Origin of the sequence: Pantoea hericii, from assembly GCF_014155795.1 — a bacterium.
In the GTDB taxonomy this organism is placed as follows: Bacteria; Pseudomonadota; Gammaproteobacteria; order Enterobacterales; family Enterobacteriaceae; genus Pantoea; species Pantoea eucalypti.
The window spans coordinates 540494-557289 of sequence record NZ_SCKV01000003.1 but is presented as its reverse complement, the minus strand read 5'-3'; the positions used below and the strand labels follow the sequence as shown (position 1 = coordinate 557289).

The window sequence follows — 16796 nt, the reverse complement described above, 5'->3', positions numbered from 1 at the left end:
CGGTTTGCCGTGTCAGTGGAGGCGCATTATAGGGAACGGCTGAGATAGCGCAAGTGCAAATTACAACTTTTTCACTGTTCGCCTGAAATTTGCACAAAAGCGCCGTTTTAACCCTTTTTAATGCGTCCTGGCAGCTCTGCAAGGCTATTAATTACCCAATCTGCTGCGGCTTCACCTTCAGCGGTAATCGGTTTGCCACTGCGCACCAGCACTTTGGTGCCGACACCGGCAGCCTGCCCGGCCAGCATATCCTCCAGCTTGTCACCCACCATATAAGAAGCAGCCATATCAATGTGCAGCTCTTCCTGTGCCGTCAGCAGCATGCCTGGCTGCGGCTTACGGCAGTCACATTCCTGACGAAACGCTTCAACTGTTGCTTCAGGATGGTGAGGACAGAAATAGATGCCATCAAGATCAACGTCGCGATCGGCCAGCGACCAGTCCATCCATTCAGTCAGCCGCATAAAGGTATCTTCGGTAAACATACCGCGCGCGATACCAGACTGATTGGTCACAACCACCAGCGCATATCCCATTGCCTTCAGTTGTTGCAGCGCTTCAATGGTGCCGTCAATAAACTGGAAGTCATCAATCTCATGGACATAGCCATTATCGACATTAAGGGTGCCATCACGATCAAGAAAAATAGCGGGGACTTTATTCGCCACGTAGAAACTCCTGCTGTAAAAATTGCCGATCAGTATCGCATGATTGCTATAAAAGGGAGAATGTCAGATTGAATCACTTTCATTGATTTAGACGTCTGGATGCCTTAACATCCATCCAGCTTTTATAATGAACAAAAGCGACGAGGTTTCCCACACCACGGACAACGCAATACGATAATTAATAACATAATGATTAAACTTGAAAATATCACCAAAGTGTTTCAGCAAGGCTCGCGGACTATTCCGGCATTAACGGATGTGAGCCTGCATGTGCCTGCCGGACAGATTTATGGCGTTATCGGCGCTTCCGGTGCCGGTAAAAGTACACTGATTCGTTGCGTTAACCTGCTGGAGCGCCCAACCTCGGGCCGCGTACTGGTCGATGGGGCGGATTTAACCGCACTCAACGAACGCCAGTTAACCCAGGCGCGCCGCCAGATCGGCATGATCTTCCAGCATTTTAACCTGATGAACTCACGAACGGTTGCGGGCAATGTCTCTCTGCCACTGGAACTGGGTAATCTCTCGCGTGCGCAGATCAACGCTCGCGTCACTGAGTTGCTGGAACTGGTGGGATTATCCGATAAGCATGATGCCTGGCCCGCCAATCTGTCGGGCGGACAGAAGCAGCGCGTCGCGATTGCTCGTGCCCTGGCCAGTAATCCCAAGGTCCTGCTGTGTGATGAAGCGACCAGCGCACTGGATCCCGCGACCACACGTTCAATTCTGGAATTGCTCAAAGACATCAACCGCCGCCTGGGGCTGACGATTCTGCTGATTACCCATGAGATGGATGTGGTGAAACGCATCTGCGATCAGGTTGCGGTCATCAGTCACGGTGAGCTGATTGAGAAAGATAGTGTCAGCGAAGTCTTCTCTCATCCTAAAACGCCACTGGCGCAGCAGTTTATTCAGTCCACGCTGCATCTGGATATCCCGGATGACTATCAGCAGCGCCTTTCTGCCACCGCATCTGAAAATACCGTGCCGCTGCTGCGACTGGAATTCACCGGTAAATCGGTTGATGCGCCGCTGCTTTCCGAAGCGGCCCGCCGTTACAACGTGAATAACAACATTATCAGTGCGCAGATGGATTACGCCGGTGGCGTGAAGTTCGGCATTATGCTGGCAGAAATGCACGGCACAGAGAGCGATACCCGCGAGGCGATTGCCTGGCTGAAGGAGAATCATGTGAAAGTAGAGGTGTTAGGTTATGTCTGAAGCGATGATGTGGTTGCTGGGACGGGGCGTGTGGGAAACGCTGATGATGACCTTCGTCTCAGGTTTTTTCGGTTTTGTGCTGGGCCTGCCGGTCGGCGTTTTACTCTATGTGACCCGTCCAGGACAGATTCTTCAGAATCAGGGTCTTTATCGCGTGCTTTCCGCGCTGGTAAATATCTTCCGCTCGATTCCTTTCATTATCCTGCTGGTCTGGATGATTCCCTTTACCCGCGTGATCGTCGGCACCTCAATCGGACTGCAGGCGGCTATCGTGCCGTTGACCGTCGGTGCTGCGCCGTTTATTGCGCGTATGGTTGAAAACGCCTTACTGGAACTGCCAACCGGCCTGATTGAAGCGTCACGTGCCATGGGTGCCACGCCAATGCAGATCATCCGTAAAGTTCTGCTGCCGGAAGCGATGCCGGGCCTGGTGAACGCGGCGACCATCACGCTGATTACGCTGGTCGGTTACTCCGCCATGGGTGGCGCGGTGGGTGCCGGTGGCCTGGGCCAGATCGGTTATCAGTATGGTTATATCGGATATAACGCCACTGTGATGAATACGGTATTAGTGTTGTTAGTGGTTTTAGTGTATCTCATTCAATTCTGTGGCGACCGCATCGTGCATGCTGTGTCCCATAAGTAAGCAATATCACATTATTAAGAAGGAAAGGATATGTCTTTCAGATTCAAGAAAATTGCCGCTGTGGGTGCACTGATTGGCGCGATTGCGCTGGCAGGTTGCGATCAAAAAGAGAAAGACCCTAACCACATCAAAGTGGGCGTGATTGTCGGTGCTGAGCAGCAGGTTGCTGAAGCCGCGCAGAAAGTGGCTAAAGATAAGTATGGTCTGGACGTTGAGCTGGTCACTTTCAACGATTACGTTCTGCCGAATGAAGCGCTGAGCAAAGGCGATATCGACGTTAACGCCTTCCAGCACAAACCTTACCTTGATCAGCAGATCAAAGATCGTGGCTACAAGCTGGTTTCAGTGGGTAATTCTTTCGTCTACCCAATCGCGGGCTATTCGAAGAAGATCAAATCACTGGATGAGCTGCAGGATGGCGCGCAGGTTGCTATTCCAAACGATCCGACCAACCTGGGCCGTACACTGCTGCTGCTGCAGAAAGTCGGTCTGATCAAACTGAAAGATGGCGTGGGCTTGCTGCCAACCTCACTGGATATCACTGAGAACCCTAAGCATCTGAAAATTGTTGAGCTGGAAGCGCCGCAGCTGCCACGTTCACTGGACGATCAGCAGATTGCTCTGGCGGTGATCAACACCACTTACGCGAGCCAGATTGGCCTTACACCCGCGAAAGATGGCATTTTCGTCGAAGATAAAGATTCACCTTATGTGAACCTGATTGTCGCGCGTGAAGATAATAAAGATGCGGAAAACGTGAAGAAATTCGTTAAGGCTTACCAGTCTGACGAAGTTAACGCAGAAGCTAATAAAGTCTTTAACGGCGGCGCGGTTAAAGGCTGGTAATTCAGTCCGTGATCTCCTTAAGGGCGGCGCTATGCCGCCCTTTCTGCTATTGGGTGCCCTGCCCGACTTGTTATTTATTCTTGTCCTTGTTTCAATAACGCCACTTTTTGAAACCTGAGGATGTTGCCATGCGTTTTTTACCGCTCTGCTTGTTAGCATTGATGCTGACAGGGTGTGTTCATGAGTATCACCCGATAAGCAGCGCACCGTCCCGGCCGCAGCAATCCAGTGAACCGACCCATAAGCCTGTGGCACGACCCGCACCCGTTAAGCTCTATACCGATGCCGCCGATCTGGTCAGTAAGCCGTTCCGCGATCTGGGTGAAGTCTCCGCTGAAGATTGCCAGATGAGCAATCAGAACTCCCCGGCCAATATCGCTACAGCACGGAAACGTCTGCAGATCAAAGCATCACAGATGAAAGCCAATGCAGTGCTGCTGCATCAGTGTGAAATCGTTACCGGCACACCAGGCTGTTATCGCCAGGCGGTGTGTCAGGGTTCAGCGCTGAAAGTCAGCAATCAATGAGTGAATTCGCCTTTGCGCAAATTGGGGTAATTCGTTCGCCGTGGAAGGAGAAGTTTGCCGTACCCCGCCAGCCAGGCCTGGTGCAGGATGGCGGCGGCGAACTTCATCTGCAGCCACCTTACAATCAGCCGGAAGCGGTGCGAGGGCTGGAAGCGTTCAGCCATCTCTGGCTGCTGTTTGTATTCCATCAGACGATGGAAGGTGGCTGGCGTCCCACGGTTCGCCCTCCCCGTCTGGGCGGCAATGCGCGCATGGGTGTTTTTGCGACACGTTCAACGTTCCGTCCCAATCCCATTGGGATGTCGCTGGTTGAACTGAAAGGTATCAGGATTGAGAAGCAGCAGGTGATTCTGCAGCTTGGCAGTCTGGACCTGGTCGATGGTACTCCGGTAGTGGATATCAAACCTTATCTGCCTTTTGCCGAAGCGCTGCCTCATGCCCAGGCAGGTTTTGCTCAGGCGGCCCCTGCGGCTGATATGCCGGTTCGCTTCTCCGCACTGGCCCAGCAGCAGCTTCAGCAGCAGTCGCGCTACCCCAATCTGGCACGCTTTATCCGTGAAGTGCTGGCACAGGATCCCCGTCCGGCTTATCGTCAGGGCGAAACGCAGGCGCGGGAATATGCGGCCTGGCTGATGGATTTTAATGTCCGCTGGCGCATTGATGATGCCGGTACTGAAGTGATCGCTATCGACCCGCGTTAAAACCCGCTTTTGAGGCGGTGATCTCACTGGTACACTAGCCGCCAGCAAAATTCTGTCTGTGACTTTCCGATCAACTGGAACCGTAATCAATGCGTACTACTCAATATCTGCTCTCTACTCAGAAAGAGACGCCTTCCGACGCTGAAGTGATCAGCCACCAGCTGATGCTGCGCGCCGGTATGATCCGCAAACTGGCTTCTGGCTTGTACACCTGGTTACCGACCGGGGTTCGCGTGCTGAAAAAAGTCGAAAACATCGTGCGTGAAGAGATGAACAACGCGGGCGCTGTTGAGATTTTAATGCCGGTTGTGCAGCCCGCCGACCTGTGGCAGGAGAGCGGTCGCTGGGAGGAGTATGGCCCGGAACTGTTACGTATTGCCGATCGCCACGAGCGTCCGTTCGTGCTGGGTCCGACGCATGAAGAGGTGGTCACTGACCTGATCCGCAACGAACTGAGCTCTTATAAGCAGTTGCCGCTCAACCTGTATCAGATTCAGACCAAATTCCGTGATGAAGTGCGTCCACGTTTTGGCGTGATGCGTTCACGTGAGTTCATCATGAAAGATGCTTACTCGTTCCATACGTCGCAGGCGTCGCTGCAGGAAACCTATGACGCGATGTACCGCGCCTATAGTCAGATCTTCAGCCGTATGGGACTGGATTTCCGTGCTGTGCAGGCCGATACCGGCTCTATCGGCGGCAGCGCATCACATGAGTTCCAGGTGCTGGCGCAGAGCGGTGAAGATGATGTGATTTTCTCTACCGATTCTGATTACGCCGCTAACATTGAGCTGGCCGAAGCCGTCGCACCGGCCGGTGAACGTGCCGCACCATCTCAGGAGATGCAGCTGGTCGAAACACCAGACGCAAAAACCATCGCGGAGCTGGTTGAGCAATTCAATGTACCTGTCGAAAAGACAGTGAAAACGCTGATTGTTAAAGGTGCAGAAGAGAGCGGTCACGCGCTGGTTGCCCTGCTGGTTCGCGGCGATCATCAGCTGAATGAGATCAAAGCAGAGAAGTCAGCCATCGTTGCATCGCCGCTGGTGTTCGCGACGGAAGAAGAGATTCGCGCCGCAGTGGGTGCGGGTCCGGGTTCAATCGGGCCTGTGGGTCTGCAGATGCCGATCATTGCTGACCGTACCGTGGCGAAGATGAGCGATTTCAGCGCCGGTGCCAACGTCGATGGTAAACACTACTTCGGCATTAACTGGGAGCGCGATCTGCCGCTGGCCAGCGTTGCGGATATCCGTAATGTGGTCGAAGGCGATTTAAGCCCGGATGGCAAAGGCACGCTGCAGATTAAACGTGGTATTGAAGTCGGTCATATCTTCCAGCTCGGTACTAAGTATTCTGACGCGCTGAAAGCTTCCGTTCAGGGTGAAGATGGCCGTAATCAGGTGATGAGCATGGGCTGCTACGGCATCGGCATCACTCGCGTGGTGGCGGCAGCCATTGAGCAAAACCATGACGATCGTGGCATCATCTGGCCAGCCGCACTGGCACCGTTCGAGGTGGCGATTCTGCCGATGAATATGCAGAAATCGTTCCGTGTTAAAGAGCTGGCAGAAGAGTTATATGCCACGCTGCGTGCCAAAGGCGTTGAAGTTATCCTGGATGACCGCAAAGAGCGTCCGGGCGTGATGTTTGCCGATATGGAACTGATCGGGGTACCACACACCATCGTCATCGGCGATCGCAATCTCGACAACCAGGAGATTGAATACAAATCACGTCGTGCCGGTGAGAAGCAGATGATTAAGCAGGATGAAATTGTTGAGTTCCTGCTGAAAGCACTGAACAAGTAAATTGTGAAGGAAAGGTCAGATAACTTGCTTGTGTGGCCTCTAACAGCTTAAGAGTTTGCCCGGTTGCTGTAATTCCGTATCTGCTCAGGAAACAGGGTCAGATCGGAAAGACGCAAAAGCCGCCATCCATGGCATGCTCGGCCCGCGCGATTACGCACCTCATCCATGAGGTGCGCCCTGACCGGGCCAACGCATGGCGTTGTTCAAAAACGCTCCCGGCGTTTTTGTCCATGGCGCGGGACGCTTTCCTCTTCTGACCCTGTTCCCTTCGCCATGCGCTTATTCGTTGCTGCCAGAGTCACGCTGAGCTGCCTGATCAGTACTCAAACGCCCCGCCTGCGGGGCGTTTTTTATTGCACCTTGCCGCGCATCGATTTCGTCGAACTGCGACGGGCTTTTCCTTCCAGACGACGCTCTTTCGAGGCGCGGGTCGGCCGCGTAGCGCGCCGGGCTTTTTCCACGGTACTCAGCTCCTGGATCAGATTGACCAGACGTTGCAGCGCCGCTTCACGATTCATCTCCTGACTGCGATACTCCTGCGCCTTGATCACTACCACGCCATCTCCGGTAATCAAATGATGACTGGCAGTGAGCAGCCGCTCTTTATAAAACGCGGGCAGCGAAGAAGCAGCAATATCAAAGCGCAGATGAATGGCCGTGCTGGCTTTGTTGACATGTTGTCCACCAGCGCCCTGAGCGCGAATAGCCGTCAGCTCGATCTCACTCTCCGGAATCTCAACCGAACGGGATAGCATAATCATCAGCTTGCTCCCCACACCTTAATCACGTTGACCTCCGATAACCTGTTCATCAAATTAACCTTTTGTGCTCTGATTCATTCCGTCCCAGACAGCGGAATCTGTCACTTTAGCAGTGATTCGCGCACTGTTCCTGCTTTACGCAGGCTGATTTCCTCTAAATGGCTATGATATAGTCGCCAGTTAACCAGAGTATCGACGCTCTGCTGAGGGGGGCCATGTGCAAAATTATTGTGAGTTAGTTCGCCGGAAATATGCCGAAATCGGCAGCGGAGACTTAGGTTACATTCCGGATGCGATTGGCTGCGCATTGAAGGCACTTAATGATATTGCCGCAAATACTGAGCTAAACTCTTCTGTCAGGGAACAGGCGGCCTACGCCGCTGCTAACTTATTGGTGAGCGACTATGTTGATAAATGAAGCGTACCAACCTATCAATTGTGATGACTACGATAATCTGGAACTCGCCTGCCAGAACACCTGGATGCTGTCGCTGGAAATGAAAGATGGCGAACAGCTCAAGGCAAAGGCCAAAGAGATTTTTTCACGCAAGAACGTGGAATATCTGGCTATCGATCTTTCCGGTGAACATCGCGAATTACGTCTCGACCATATTGCCAGCTTTACCCATCCCGAACTGGGTACGGTGGTTGTCAGCGCTGAGTAATAGACGCATCACGGGCGGGACATTCCCGCCCTGTTAACCCTCAGGGCTGCAACGAACTGTAGTACGCCGCCAGATCAGCTATATCACTGTCACTCAATCCCGCTACAAATGCCTTCATCACCTCAGCCTGGCCGCCAGTGCGCTCGCCCTTTTTGTAGGCGTGCAAAGCCTGTTCCAGATAAGGTGCGTGCTGCCCGGCCAGATTGGGATAGAGGGGCACAGCCGCTTTACCTGCTGCACCATGGCAGGCCATGCAGCTCCCTGCTTTTTGTGCGCCGCGTTGCGCATCGCCCGCAGCCCACGCCGGTAATACGGCGCCCACTAAAAAGGCGATAAACCATTGCTTCATTATTGTTGTTCCCCTGCGCTGCATGCCCTGTCCCAGACTATCTGCCAGCCCTGTTGATCAACAGCCGCGCCAGCGTGGGTGACAAACAGATTCGGAACACAGATCAGCGTCTGGTTATAAAAGATTAACGGCAGCCGTTCTCGCTGCCACGGAGGTATCTGCAACTCCTGCCACAACTTTTTCATTTCCCTTCCACCCTGACGGCCCACCAGATGAACGTGACCCTGCGCATGAAAGCGTACGCTGACCTGCTCATCCGGCTGAGGATAACGCAACAGGCTCTGCGCCTGGCTGGCGCATAACGTGCCGAGATTCTGCGGTAACACCAGCGGCTGGCAGAGATCGGGCCATGCCAGCTCGGTGTCGCGCAGTGAACTGCGCAACGGCAGCCAGTAGAGCTGCTGACGGTAGCGGCGGAGTTCAGCCTGACCGAATCGCAGCTTCGGCTGTGCATCCTCCCGGCTCGCCATGACTTCATCGCGAATACGTTTCAGCGCTTCACGGGAGGGCATCCTGCCGCCCTGCCCGGCGATCCAGCGGCGCAATAACGCATTAGCACGCAACTCACTCATGACCATCAAGGGCGGAAAGTGCAGGCTGCCATCTGGCTGGATGAGCTCATTGAGTTGTCCGGTGAGCAGTTCATCCAGTAACTGCTCCTGCTCACTGCACAACGCCGCACTTCGGGCTGTCGCCTCGGCAAAATGGGGCCAGCGCTGGTAAAGCGCCGGCAGCAGCCGCTGACGAAGGAAGTTACGGTCGTAGCGAAGATCCTGATTACTTTCATCTTCGATCCACACCAGCTGATGAGTTCTGGCATAGGTTTCAAGCGACTGCCGCGACTGATTCAGCAGTGGACGCAGCAGCTGATGCGAACCCAGCGCACGCGCAGCAGGCATCGCCGCCAGCCCGGCCGGACCGCTGCCGCGCTTCAGCGCCAGCATAAAGGTTTCACACTGATCGTCGAGGTGCTGCGCGGTCAGTAACACTTCACCCGGCAACAATGCCGCACTGAGCGCCTGATAACGGGCGGTGCGGGCGGCGGCTTCAATGCCGTTTTCCCTGCCATCCACGGTAACGTGCAGTACCTCACATGGCAGTTGCCACTGCTCGCATACCGACAGGCAGTGCGCTGCCCAGCAATCGGCATTCGGGCTAAGCCCATGATGAACATGTAACGCCCGCAGATGGGATTCGGGATGCTGCTGCTGCCAGCCGCGAAGCTGATGCAGCAGCACGGTTGAATCGAGTCCGCCACTGAAGGCGACCACCAGCGCGGCATCAGGTTGCAACATGGCGTCAAAAGCGGGCAAAGGCATGGCAGGATCCAGAAAGTCGGGCCACTGAATGTCGCCCGCTGAGCGCGCTATTTTACGCCTGATAAAGCTCCAGCGGCAAACCATCCGGATCGGCAAAGAACGTACACTGTTTACCCGTCAGTTCATCGATGCGAATCGGCTCGCAGATTACGCCTTTACTGGCCAGCGTTGCGACAGCGGCGGCCACATCCGGCACGGTAAAGGCCAGATGACGCAGGCCACACGCTTCGGGATGACTGACGCGCGCCGGCGGCTCAGGAAAAGAGAACAGCTCAATAGTGTAGCGATCCTCCAGGGCCAGGTCGCCTTTCCAGGAGTCGCGCGCTTCACGGTAATATTCGCCCATGAGACGAAAGCCCAGCACGTCACAATAGAATGCTTTGCTGCGCTGATAGTCGGAAGCGATGATGGCGATGTGGTGAATAGCGGTTAACTGCAACATGTTGAATATCCTGATTCGGGCAGGCTGTCCCCAGACACCCTGCCGCTATTAGTCGTTTAAAGATTTATGCCGGATCGTTTTTCAGCACGCGGACGCGATACTCGCCCTCTTCCGTCAGACTGGCACCGTGAATATCGGTCTCGAAGCCCGGATAATGCCGGCCGATACTGCACAGCATCAGCAGGAAATCGAGCACGGCACGGCTCTTCTCCGTAATCATCTCTCCTGGCATCACCAGTGGCACGCCTGGTGGATAAGGCAGAATCATGTTGGCCGACACCCGCCCGACCAGTTCGCTGAGATCCACCGTTTCGATGTTGCCCTTCACCTGTTGCTGAAACGCCTGATGCGGCGTCATCTTCATTTCGGGCAGGACATCAAATGCCTGCAGCATCAGTCGCGGCAGGTCATGATGACGGATCAGTTGATGAATCCCCTGCGCCAGCGTCTGAATGCGCATATTGCGATAGAAGTCGGGATCTTCAGCGTAGAGATCCGGCAGCATGTTCTTTACCCGCAGATTGAGATCGTAGGCGCGTTTGAACTCAGTCAGACCGCGCAGCACGCTCATCGCTTTGGTTTTGTCGATGCCAATACTGAAAAGGAACAGCAGGTTGTAGGGGCCGGTTTTCTCCACCACGATGCCGCGCTCATCAAGAAACTTCGCCACCAGCGCTGCCGGGATCCCCTCGTCTGCCATCTCTCCCAGCTCGCTCATTCCTGGCGTCAGGATAGTGACTTTGATCGGATCGAGGTACATATGATCGCGATCGGCCTGCGTAAATCCGTGCCAATCCTCGTCGCCGGGCTGGATCGCCCAGCATTGCGCTTCGTCGACCTGTTCCGGCTGCCAGATATCGAAAAACCAGCTGTCGGACTCTTCACGCAGGCGCTGAACCTCACGACGAAAGTGCAGCGCACGCTCAACCGAGCGATTGATCAGCCGCTTGCCGGGATTACCACGCAGCATTGCAGCAGCAGTTTCAATAGAGGAGACGATGGCGTAATTGGGCGACGTGGTGGTGTGCATCATATAGGCTTCGTTAAACGTCTGTTCGTCGTAGTCGCCTTTAATGTGAATCATGGATGCCTGCGAAAACGCCGCCAGCAGTTTATGGGTCGATTGCGTTTCATACACCACTTTGCCCGGGGTGCGCTCGCCACTCATACCACTTTTCCCGGCATAAATCGGATGGAAATTGGTGTAAGGCACCCAGGCTGAATCGAAGTGAATCGACGGCACATCCAGCGTCTCTTTAATGTACTGGGTGTTATAGAGCAGCCCATCGTAAGTGGAGTTGGTGATTACCGCATGAACCGGCCACGTGGCGCGATCGGTCGTCGCGACTTTCTGCGTAATGCTCTCGCGGGTGAATTCATGCTTTGGAATCCCGCCAAGAATCCCCAGTGCATTGCGGGTCGGCTTCAGCCAGATGGGGATCAGATCGCTCATCATCAGCAGATGCGTCAGTGACTTGTGGCAGTTGCGATCGATCAGCACGGTGCTGCCCGACGGTGCCGCATACATGCCGACAATTTTGTTCGACGTTGAGGTGCCGTTGGTCACCATGTAACTCTGTTCGGCACCAAAAGTGCGTGCGATATACTCTTCCGCTTCAAGATGTGGACCGGTGTGATCCAGCAGCGAACCCAGCTCGGTAACGGAAATTGAGATATCTGACTTCAGGGTATTGGCCCCGAAGAAATCATAAAACAGGCAGCCTACCGGGCTCTTCTGAAACGCGGTACCCGCCATATGGCCCGGCGTGCAGAAGGTGTACTTGCCCTCTTTCACATAGGTGAACAGCGCTTTAGTCAGCGGTGGCGTAATGTGGTCGAGATAGTCATCGGTATACTGCCGGATATGCAATGCAATATCGTCGGCGGCATTCAGCGCATATTCAAAAAAGTGCAGTGGCATGCGCATCTCATTGATGCTGATGTCCATCTGAGAGTGGGTGTTGATAAAGGCATACAGTGGCAGGTATTCGTTGAGCTGATTAATCTCACCGCACAGTTCCGGGCTGTTGTGCGCGTCCCAGTCGAAGATGACGCCGCTGATACGCGGATTGTGTTCGATCAGTTTCAGCAGATCGTCACTGTTTTTTGGGTAAAGCAGCTGGAAGCCTTGCAGATTTAACGCCGCGTCGAGTTCGCGTAACGGTTCATCTTTATAAAACACGCCGTGCGCGCCCATGATCGCCAGAATATTCAATGCCCATCTCCGTGATTGTTGTGCAACCGGACAAGCATAACCGCTAACCAGGGGAAGGTGTAGCAAGGGGACGATCAGATGAGGCTGAAAGGCATCAGGCAGCGTACCGCGTTAAACCCACGGCATAAAAAAAGCGGACCGAAGTCCGCTTCCTGATTGGCTGAGCCTGAATCAGGCGTAGCCGTAGCTCATCAGGCGCTGATAACGACGATCCAGCAGCTCTTCAGTGCTTAATCCATCGAGATCGGCCAGATCAGCCAGCAGCTGTTGCTTCAGAGACTGCGCCATATCAACCGGACGGCGATGTGCACCACCCAGCGGCTCAGGGATCACTGAGTCAATCAGCTTCAGCTCTTTCAGACGGTGAGCGGTAATGCCCATCGCTTCAGCAGCCAGCGGCGCTTTGTCAGCGCTTTTCCACAGAATGGAGGCACAGCCTTCCGGCGAGATCACTGAATAGGTGCTGTACTGAAGCATATTCACTTTATCGCCCACGCCAATCGCCAGCGCACCGCCAGAACCGCCCTCACCGATGACCGTACAGATAACCGGTACTTTCAGGCCAGACATTTCACGCAGGTTGCGGGCGATCGCTTCAGACTGCCCACGCTCTTCCGCGCCCACGCCAGGATACGCACCCGGTGTGTCGATGAAGGTGATGATTGGCATTTTGAAACGCTCAGCCATCTCCATCAGGCGCAGCGCTTTGCGATAGCCTTCCGGTGCTGGCATGCCGAAGTTACGGCGAATCTTCTCTTTGGTTTCACGGCCTTTCTGGTGCCCGATGATCATCACCGGACGTCCATCAAGACGCGCAATCCCACCCACAATCGCTTTGTCATCCGCATAAGCACGGTCGCCCGCCAGCTCATCGAAATCGTCGAAGGCGTTGCGAACATAGTCAAAGGTGTAAGGACGTAACGGATGACGCGCCAGTTGAGCAATCTGCCATGCGCCCAAATCAGCGAAGATTTTACGGGTCAGCTCAACACTTTTCTCACGCAGACGCTGAACTTCTTCATCCAGATTAACGTGTTTATCATCCTGACGACCAATTGAAGTCAGCGAATCGATCTTCGCTTCCAGTTCTGCAATTGGCTGTTCAAAATCCAGGTAATTAAGACTCATAATGTTCCTGTTCTAGTCAAACTCCAGTTCCACCTGCTCCGATCCAATCAACGAGCGCAGATCGTTAAGTAAACGATCGCTGGGCGAAATTCGCCACGCTGCACCAAAGCGCAGCTTCGCTCGCGCGTCGGCTCTCTGATAGTAGAGATTCACCGGAATAGTCCCTGAACGATGAGGTTCCAGGGACTGACGGAGCCGGTTTAATAGCTGGTCATCAATTTGCCTGTCCGTCAGCGAGATAGCAAGTCCGCGCGCGTATTTTTCGCGAGCTTCGTCGATGTCCATGACTTCACGCGCGGTCATTTTAAGCCCGCCACTGAAGTCATCAAAGCTGACCTGTCCGCTGACGATCAGGATTCGGTCTTTCTCCAGCAACTGCTGGTATTTATCTAACGCATCGGTAAATAACATCACCTCAAGACGACCGGAGCGATCGTCCAGAGTACAGATACCAATTCGGTTGCCGCGCTTGGTGACCATTACCCGCGCGGCGATCACCAGACCAGCCGCCACGGTAATTTTACCCCGATCGGTAGGATGCATATCTTTCAGACGCACCCCGCCAACATAACGCTCAATTTCTTTCAGATACTGATTAATAGGGTGGCCGGTAAGATATAGCCCCAGCGTTTCCCGCTCACCATCCAGCTGCACCTGCTCAGGCCACGGCGTGACGCTGGCGTACGATTTCTCAACCTGCTCCGGCTCCTCCGCCAGCACGCCAAACATATCTGCCTGGCCAATCGCCTCCGCTTTCGCGTGTTGATCGGCGGCTTTTAACGCGTCACTGAGTGAACTCATCAGGGCGGCGCGGTGCGGTCCAAGGCGATCGAAAGCCCCGGACATAATCAGTTTTTCCATCACCCGACGGTTGATCTTTTTAGTGTCAGTACGGGCACAGAGATCAAACAGTTCGCGGAAATAGCCACCTTCATTACGGGCGTCGATAATCGCTTCAATCGGGCCTTCACCCACGCCTTTGATCGCGCCGATACCGTAAACGATCTCGCCCGCGTCATTAACATGGAAGGGATAGAGACCCGAGTTAATATCGGGCGGCAGGACTTTCAGCCCCATCCGCCAGCACTCATCAACCAGGCCCACCACTTTCTCGGTGTTATCCATATCGGCGGTCATCACCGCCGCCATGAACTCGGCCGGATAGTGCGCTTTCAGCCACAGGGTCTGATAGGAGACCAGTGCGTAAGCCGCAGAGTGTGACTTGTTAAAGCCATAACCTGCAAATTTTTCTACCAGATCGAAGATCTTCATCGACAGTTCGCCGTCGATGCCCATGCTTTCGGCACCATCGCGGAATATGGAGCGCTGTTTGGCCATCTCCTCGGGTTTCTTTTTACCCATGGCGCGTCGCAGCATATCTGCGCCGCCCAGGGTGTAACCGGAGAGAACCTGGGCGATCTGCATCACCTGTTCCTGATAGAGGATGATGCCGTAAGTCGGTTCCAGCACCGGCTTCAGGCTTTCGTGCTGCCACTGAATGTCGGGATAAGAGATCGCTTCACGGCCATGCTTACGGTCAATAAAGTTATCTACCATGCCGGACTGCAGTGGGCCAGGACGGAACAGCGCCACCAGTGCGATCATATCTTCGAAGCAGTCGGGCTTCAGACGCTTAATCAGATCTTTCATGCCGCGCGATTCAAGCTGGAATACCGCTGTGGTTTCCGAGCGCTGCAGCATATCGAAGCTTTTCTTATCATCCAGCGGGATTGAGGCGATATCGATCGGCTCCAGCCCCTGCTTCTCCCGGCGCGGGTTGATCATCTTCAGCGCCCAGTCGATGATGGTCAGCGTACGCAGACCCAGGAAGTCGAACTTCACCAGGCCGGCATATTCCACATCATTTTTATCGAACTGAGTGACCGGGAACTGCCCGTGTTCATCGCAGTAAAGCGGCGCGAAATCCGTGATTTTCGTTGGCGCAATGACCACGCCACCCGCATGTTTACCGGCGTTTCGCGTGACCCCTTCCAGCTTACGCGCCATATCGATCAGCGCCTTCACCTCTTCATCTGCGTCATACATCGCAGGAAGCTGCGGTTCAGCAATAAAGGCTTTTTCCAGCGTCATGCCGGGATCGGGCGGGATCAGTTTTGAAATGCGATCAACAAAGCCGTAAGGATGACCCAGCACGCGGCCCACATCGCGGATAACCGCTTTCGCCGCCATGGTACCGAAGGTGATAATCTGGGAAACCGCTTCACGTCCGTACATATCAGCGACGTGTTCGATGACCTGATCGCGCTTCTCCATGCAGAAATCGACGTCGAAGTCGGGCATTGAGACGCGTTCCGGGTTCAGGAAACGTTCGAACAGCAGGTCAAATTCCAGCGGATCGATATCGGTGATTTTCAGCGCATAGGCCACCAGCGAACCGGCACCGGAGCCACGACCTGGGCCCACCGGCACGCCGTTATCCTTGGACCACTGGATGAACTCCATCACGATCAGGAAGTAGCCGGGGAATCCCATCTGGTTAATAACGGTGAGCTCAATCTCCAGACGCTCATCATATTCCGGACGTTTTTCTGCGCGCTCAGCTTCGTCCGGGAACAGGAACGCCAGGCGCTCTTCCAGCCCCTCGCGGGATTTCACCACCAGATAATCTTCGGTAGTCATATCACCGGTCGGGAACTGTGGCAGGAAATATTCGCCCAGTCGCACCGTCACGTTACAACGCTTAGCAATCTCTACGCTGTTCTCCAGCGCTTCCGGGATGTCCGAGAACAGCTCGCACATCTCCTCTTCGCTGCGCATATATTGCTGAGGACTGTAGTTGCGCGGACGCTTGGGATCATCCAGCGTATAGCCGTCATGAATGGCAACGCGAATTTCGTGCGCATCGAAATCTTCTGCATTGATAAAGCAGACTTCATTGGTGGCAACGACCGGTATTCCCTCTGCAATCGCCAGTTCAACGGCCGCATGCAGATAGCTCTCTTCGTCCTGTCGGCCAGTACGGATCAGCTCCAGGTAGTAGCGATCGGGGAAATGTTGCTGGTAAAACGACAGGCACTGCGACACCAGCGCATTGTTACCGCGCAGCAGGCTACGACCTACATCGCCGCGTCGCCCACCCGACAACAGTATTAATCCTTCCTGCAATTCGATCAGCCAGTCGCGATCGATAATGGGTCCGTCCACGCCATAACCGCGCTGATAGGCGCGGGAGATCAGCAGCGTCAGGTTCTGGTATCCGGTATTACTGGACGCCAGCACGGTAAGCTGTGTCAGTTCATCCCCCATCAGCTCACTGGCCACATTGAAATCGGCACCAATGACCGGCTTTATCCCTGCGCTGTGCGCGCCACCGTAGAATTTCACCAGGCCACAGAGGTTAGTGAAGTCGGTAATCGCTATCGCCGGCATGCCAAGGGCAGCCGCTTTCTTGATTAGCGGCCCGGTTTTTGCCAGGCCATCAACCATCGAATAGTCACTGTGGACACGCAGATGTATAAAACGGGGTTCAGCCATATCAG

At 54.4% G+C, this 16796-nt stretch carries 16 protein-coding genes; 8 read left to right on the top strand and 8 right to left on the bottom strand.

Going from position 1 to position 16796, the window contains the following annotated elements; all coding sequences use genetic code 11:
• Positions 1 to 107: 107 nt before the first annotated feature.
• The gene (gene gmhB, locus H7K52_RS09580) at positions 108 to 668 is read right to left on the bottom strand and encodes a D-glycero-beta-D-manno-heptose 1,7-bisphosphate 7-phosphatase (protein WP_003852609.1); all 561 of its coding nucleotides are present in this window, start codon (positions 666 to 668) and stop codon (positions 108 to 110) included.
• A 189-nt stretch (positions 669 to 857) separates the two neighbouring features.
• On the opposite strand from gmhB, the gene metN reads away from it, so the two are divergent.
• The 6 genes from metN to proS all read left to right on the top strand — a co-directional run bounded on the left by metN (position 858) and on the right by proS (position 6417).
• Positions 858 to 1889: a methionine ABC transporter ATP-binding protein MetN gene (metN, locus tag H7K52_RS09575; RefSeq protein WP_003852611.1), complete on the top strand. Its 1032-nt coding sequence runs from the start codon at positions 858 to 860 to the stop codon at positions 1887 to 1889.
• Entirely contained in the window at positions 1882 to 2535 is a 654-nt protein-coding gene (locus H7K52_RS09570; RefSeq protein WP_003852613.1) for a methionine ABC transporter permease MetI, read from the top strand. The genes metN and H7K52_RS09570 overlap by 8 nt, the downstream gene beginning before the upstream one ends.
• Positions 2536 to 2565: 30 nt before the next feature.
• Positions 2566 to 3381 carry a MetQ/NlpA family lipoprotein gene (locus H7K52_RS09565; RefSeq protein WP_003852616.1) on the top strand — a complete coding sequence of 272 codons (816 nt, stop codon included), beginning with the start codon at positions 2566 to 2568 and terminating at the stop codon, positions 3379 to 3381.
• A 128-nt stretch (positions 3382 to 3509) separates the two neighbouring features.
• A complete protein-coding gene (gene rcsF / locus H7K52_RS09560; protein ID WP_003852619.1) occupies positions 3510 to 3908 on the top strand; it encodes an Rcs stress response system protein RcsF in 399 nt (132 codons plus the stop codon).
• Complete coding sequence (gene tsaA / locus H7K52_RS09555) at positions 3905 to 4609, top strand: tRNA (N6-threonylcarbamoyladenosine(37)-N6)-methyltransferase TrmO (protein ID WP_182629974.1); 705 nt, start codon at positions 3905 to 3907, stop codon at positions 4607 to 4609. The genes rcsF and tsaA overlap by 4 nt, the downstream gene beginning before the upstream one ends.
• 89 nt (positions 4610 to 4698) lie before the next feature.
• A complete protein-coding gene (gene proS, locus H7K52_RS09550) occupies positions 4699 to 6417 on the top strand; it encodes a proline--tRNA ligase (RefSeq protein WP_003852621.1) in 1719 nt (572 codons plus the stop codon).
• 350 nt (positions 6418 to 6767) lie between these two features.
• Here proS and arfB read toward each other — a convergent pair whose 3' ends face one another.
• A complete protein-coding gene (gene arfB, locus H7K52_RS09545; protein ID WP_003852622.1) occupies positions 6768 to 7178 on the bottom strand; it encodes an alternative ribosome rescue aminoacyl-tRNA hydrolase ArfB in 411 nt (136 codons plus the stop codon).
• A 217-nt stretch (positions 7179 to 7395) separates the two neighbouring features.
• On the opposite strand from arfB, the gene H7K52_RS09540 reads away from it, so the two are divergent.
• Entirely contained in the window at positions 7396 to 7596 is a 201-nt protein-coding gene (locus H7K52_RS09540) for a YaeP family protein (protein ID WP_003852623.1), read from the top strand.
• Positions 7583 to 7843, top strand: coding sequence for a Rho-binding antiterminator (rof, locus tag H7K52_RS09535; protein WP_008925644.1), 261 nt, complete (start codon positions 7583 to 7585; stop codon positions 7841 to 7843). The genes H7K52_RS09540 and rof overlap by 14 nt, the downstream gene beginning before the upstream one ends.
• Positions 7844 to 7883: 40 nt before the next feature.
• Here rof and H7K52_RS09530 read toward each other — a convergent pair whose 3' ends face one another.
• The 6 genes from H7K52_RS09530 to dnaE form a co-directional block, all read right to left on the bottom strand.
• Positions 7884 to 8192, bottom strand: a complete 309-nt coding sequence (locus H7K52_RS09530; protein WP_003852625.1) for a c-type cytochrome — start codon at positions 8190 to 8192, stop codon at positions 7884 to 7886.
• Positions 8192 to 9511, bottom strand: a complete 1320-nt coding sequence (gene tilS, locus H7K52_RS09525; RefSeq protein WP_182629973.1) for a tRNA lysidine(34) synthetase TilS — start codon at positions 9509 to 9511, stop codon at positions 8192 to 8194. Before tilS ends, H7K52_RS09530 begins: the two co-directional genes overlap by 1 nt.
• A gap of 52 nt (positions 9512 to 9563) precedes the next feature.
• Positions 9564 to 9953 (bottom strand): VOC family protein, encoded by a 390-nt coding sequence (locus H7K52_RS09520; RefSeq protein ID WP_003852628.1) that lies wholly within the window; start codon positions 9951 to 9953, stop codon positions 9564 to 9566.
• Between the two features lie 64 nt (positions 9954 to 10017).
• Positions 10018 to 12168: a lysine decarboxylase LdcC gene (locus tag H7K52_RS09515; protein ID WP_008925642.1), complete on the bottom strand. Its 2151-nt coding sequence runs from the start codon at positions 12166 to 12168 to the stop codon at positions 10018 to 10020.
• A gap of 171 nt (positions 12169 to 12339) precedes the next feature.
• Entirely contained in the window at positions 12340 to 13296 is a 957-nt protein-coding gene (gene accA, locus H7K52_RS09510; RefSeq protein ID WP_003852630.1) for an acetyl-CoA carboxylase carboxyl transferase subunit alpha, read from the bottom strand.
• Positions 13297 to 13308: 12 nt separating this feature from the next.
• Positions 13309 to 16791: a DNA polymerase III subunit alpha gene (gene dnaE / locus H7K52_RS09505; RefSeq protein WP_003852631.1), complete on the bottom strand. Its 3483-nt coding sequence runs from the start codon at positions 16789 to 16791 to the stop codon at positions 13309 to 13311.
• Between the last annotated feature and the right edge of the window lie 5 nt (positions 16792 to 16796).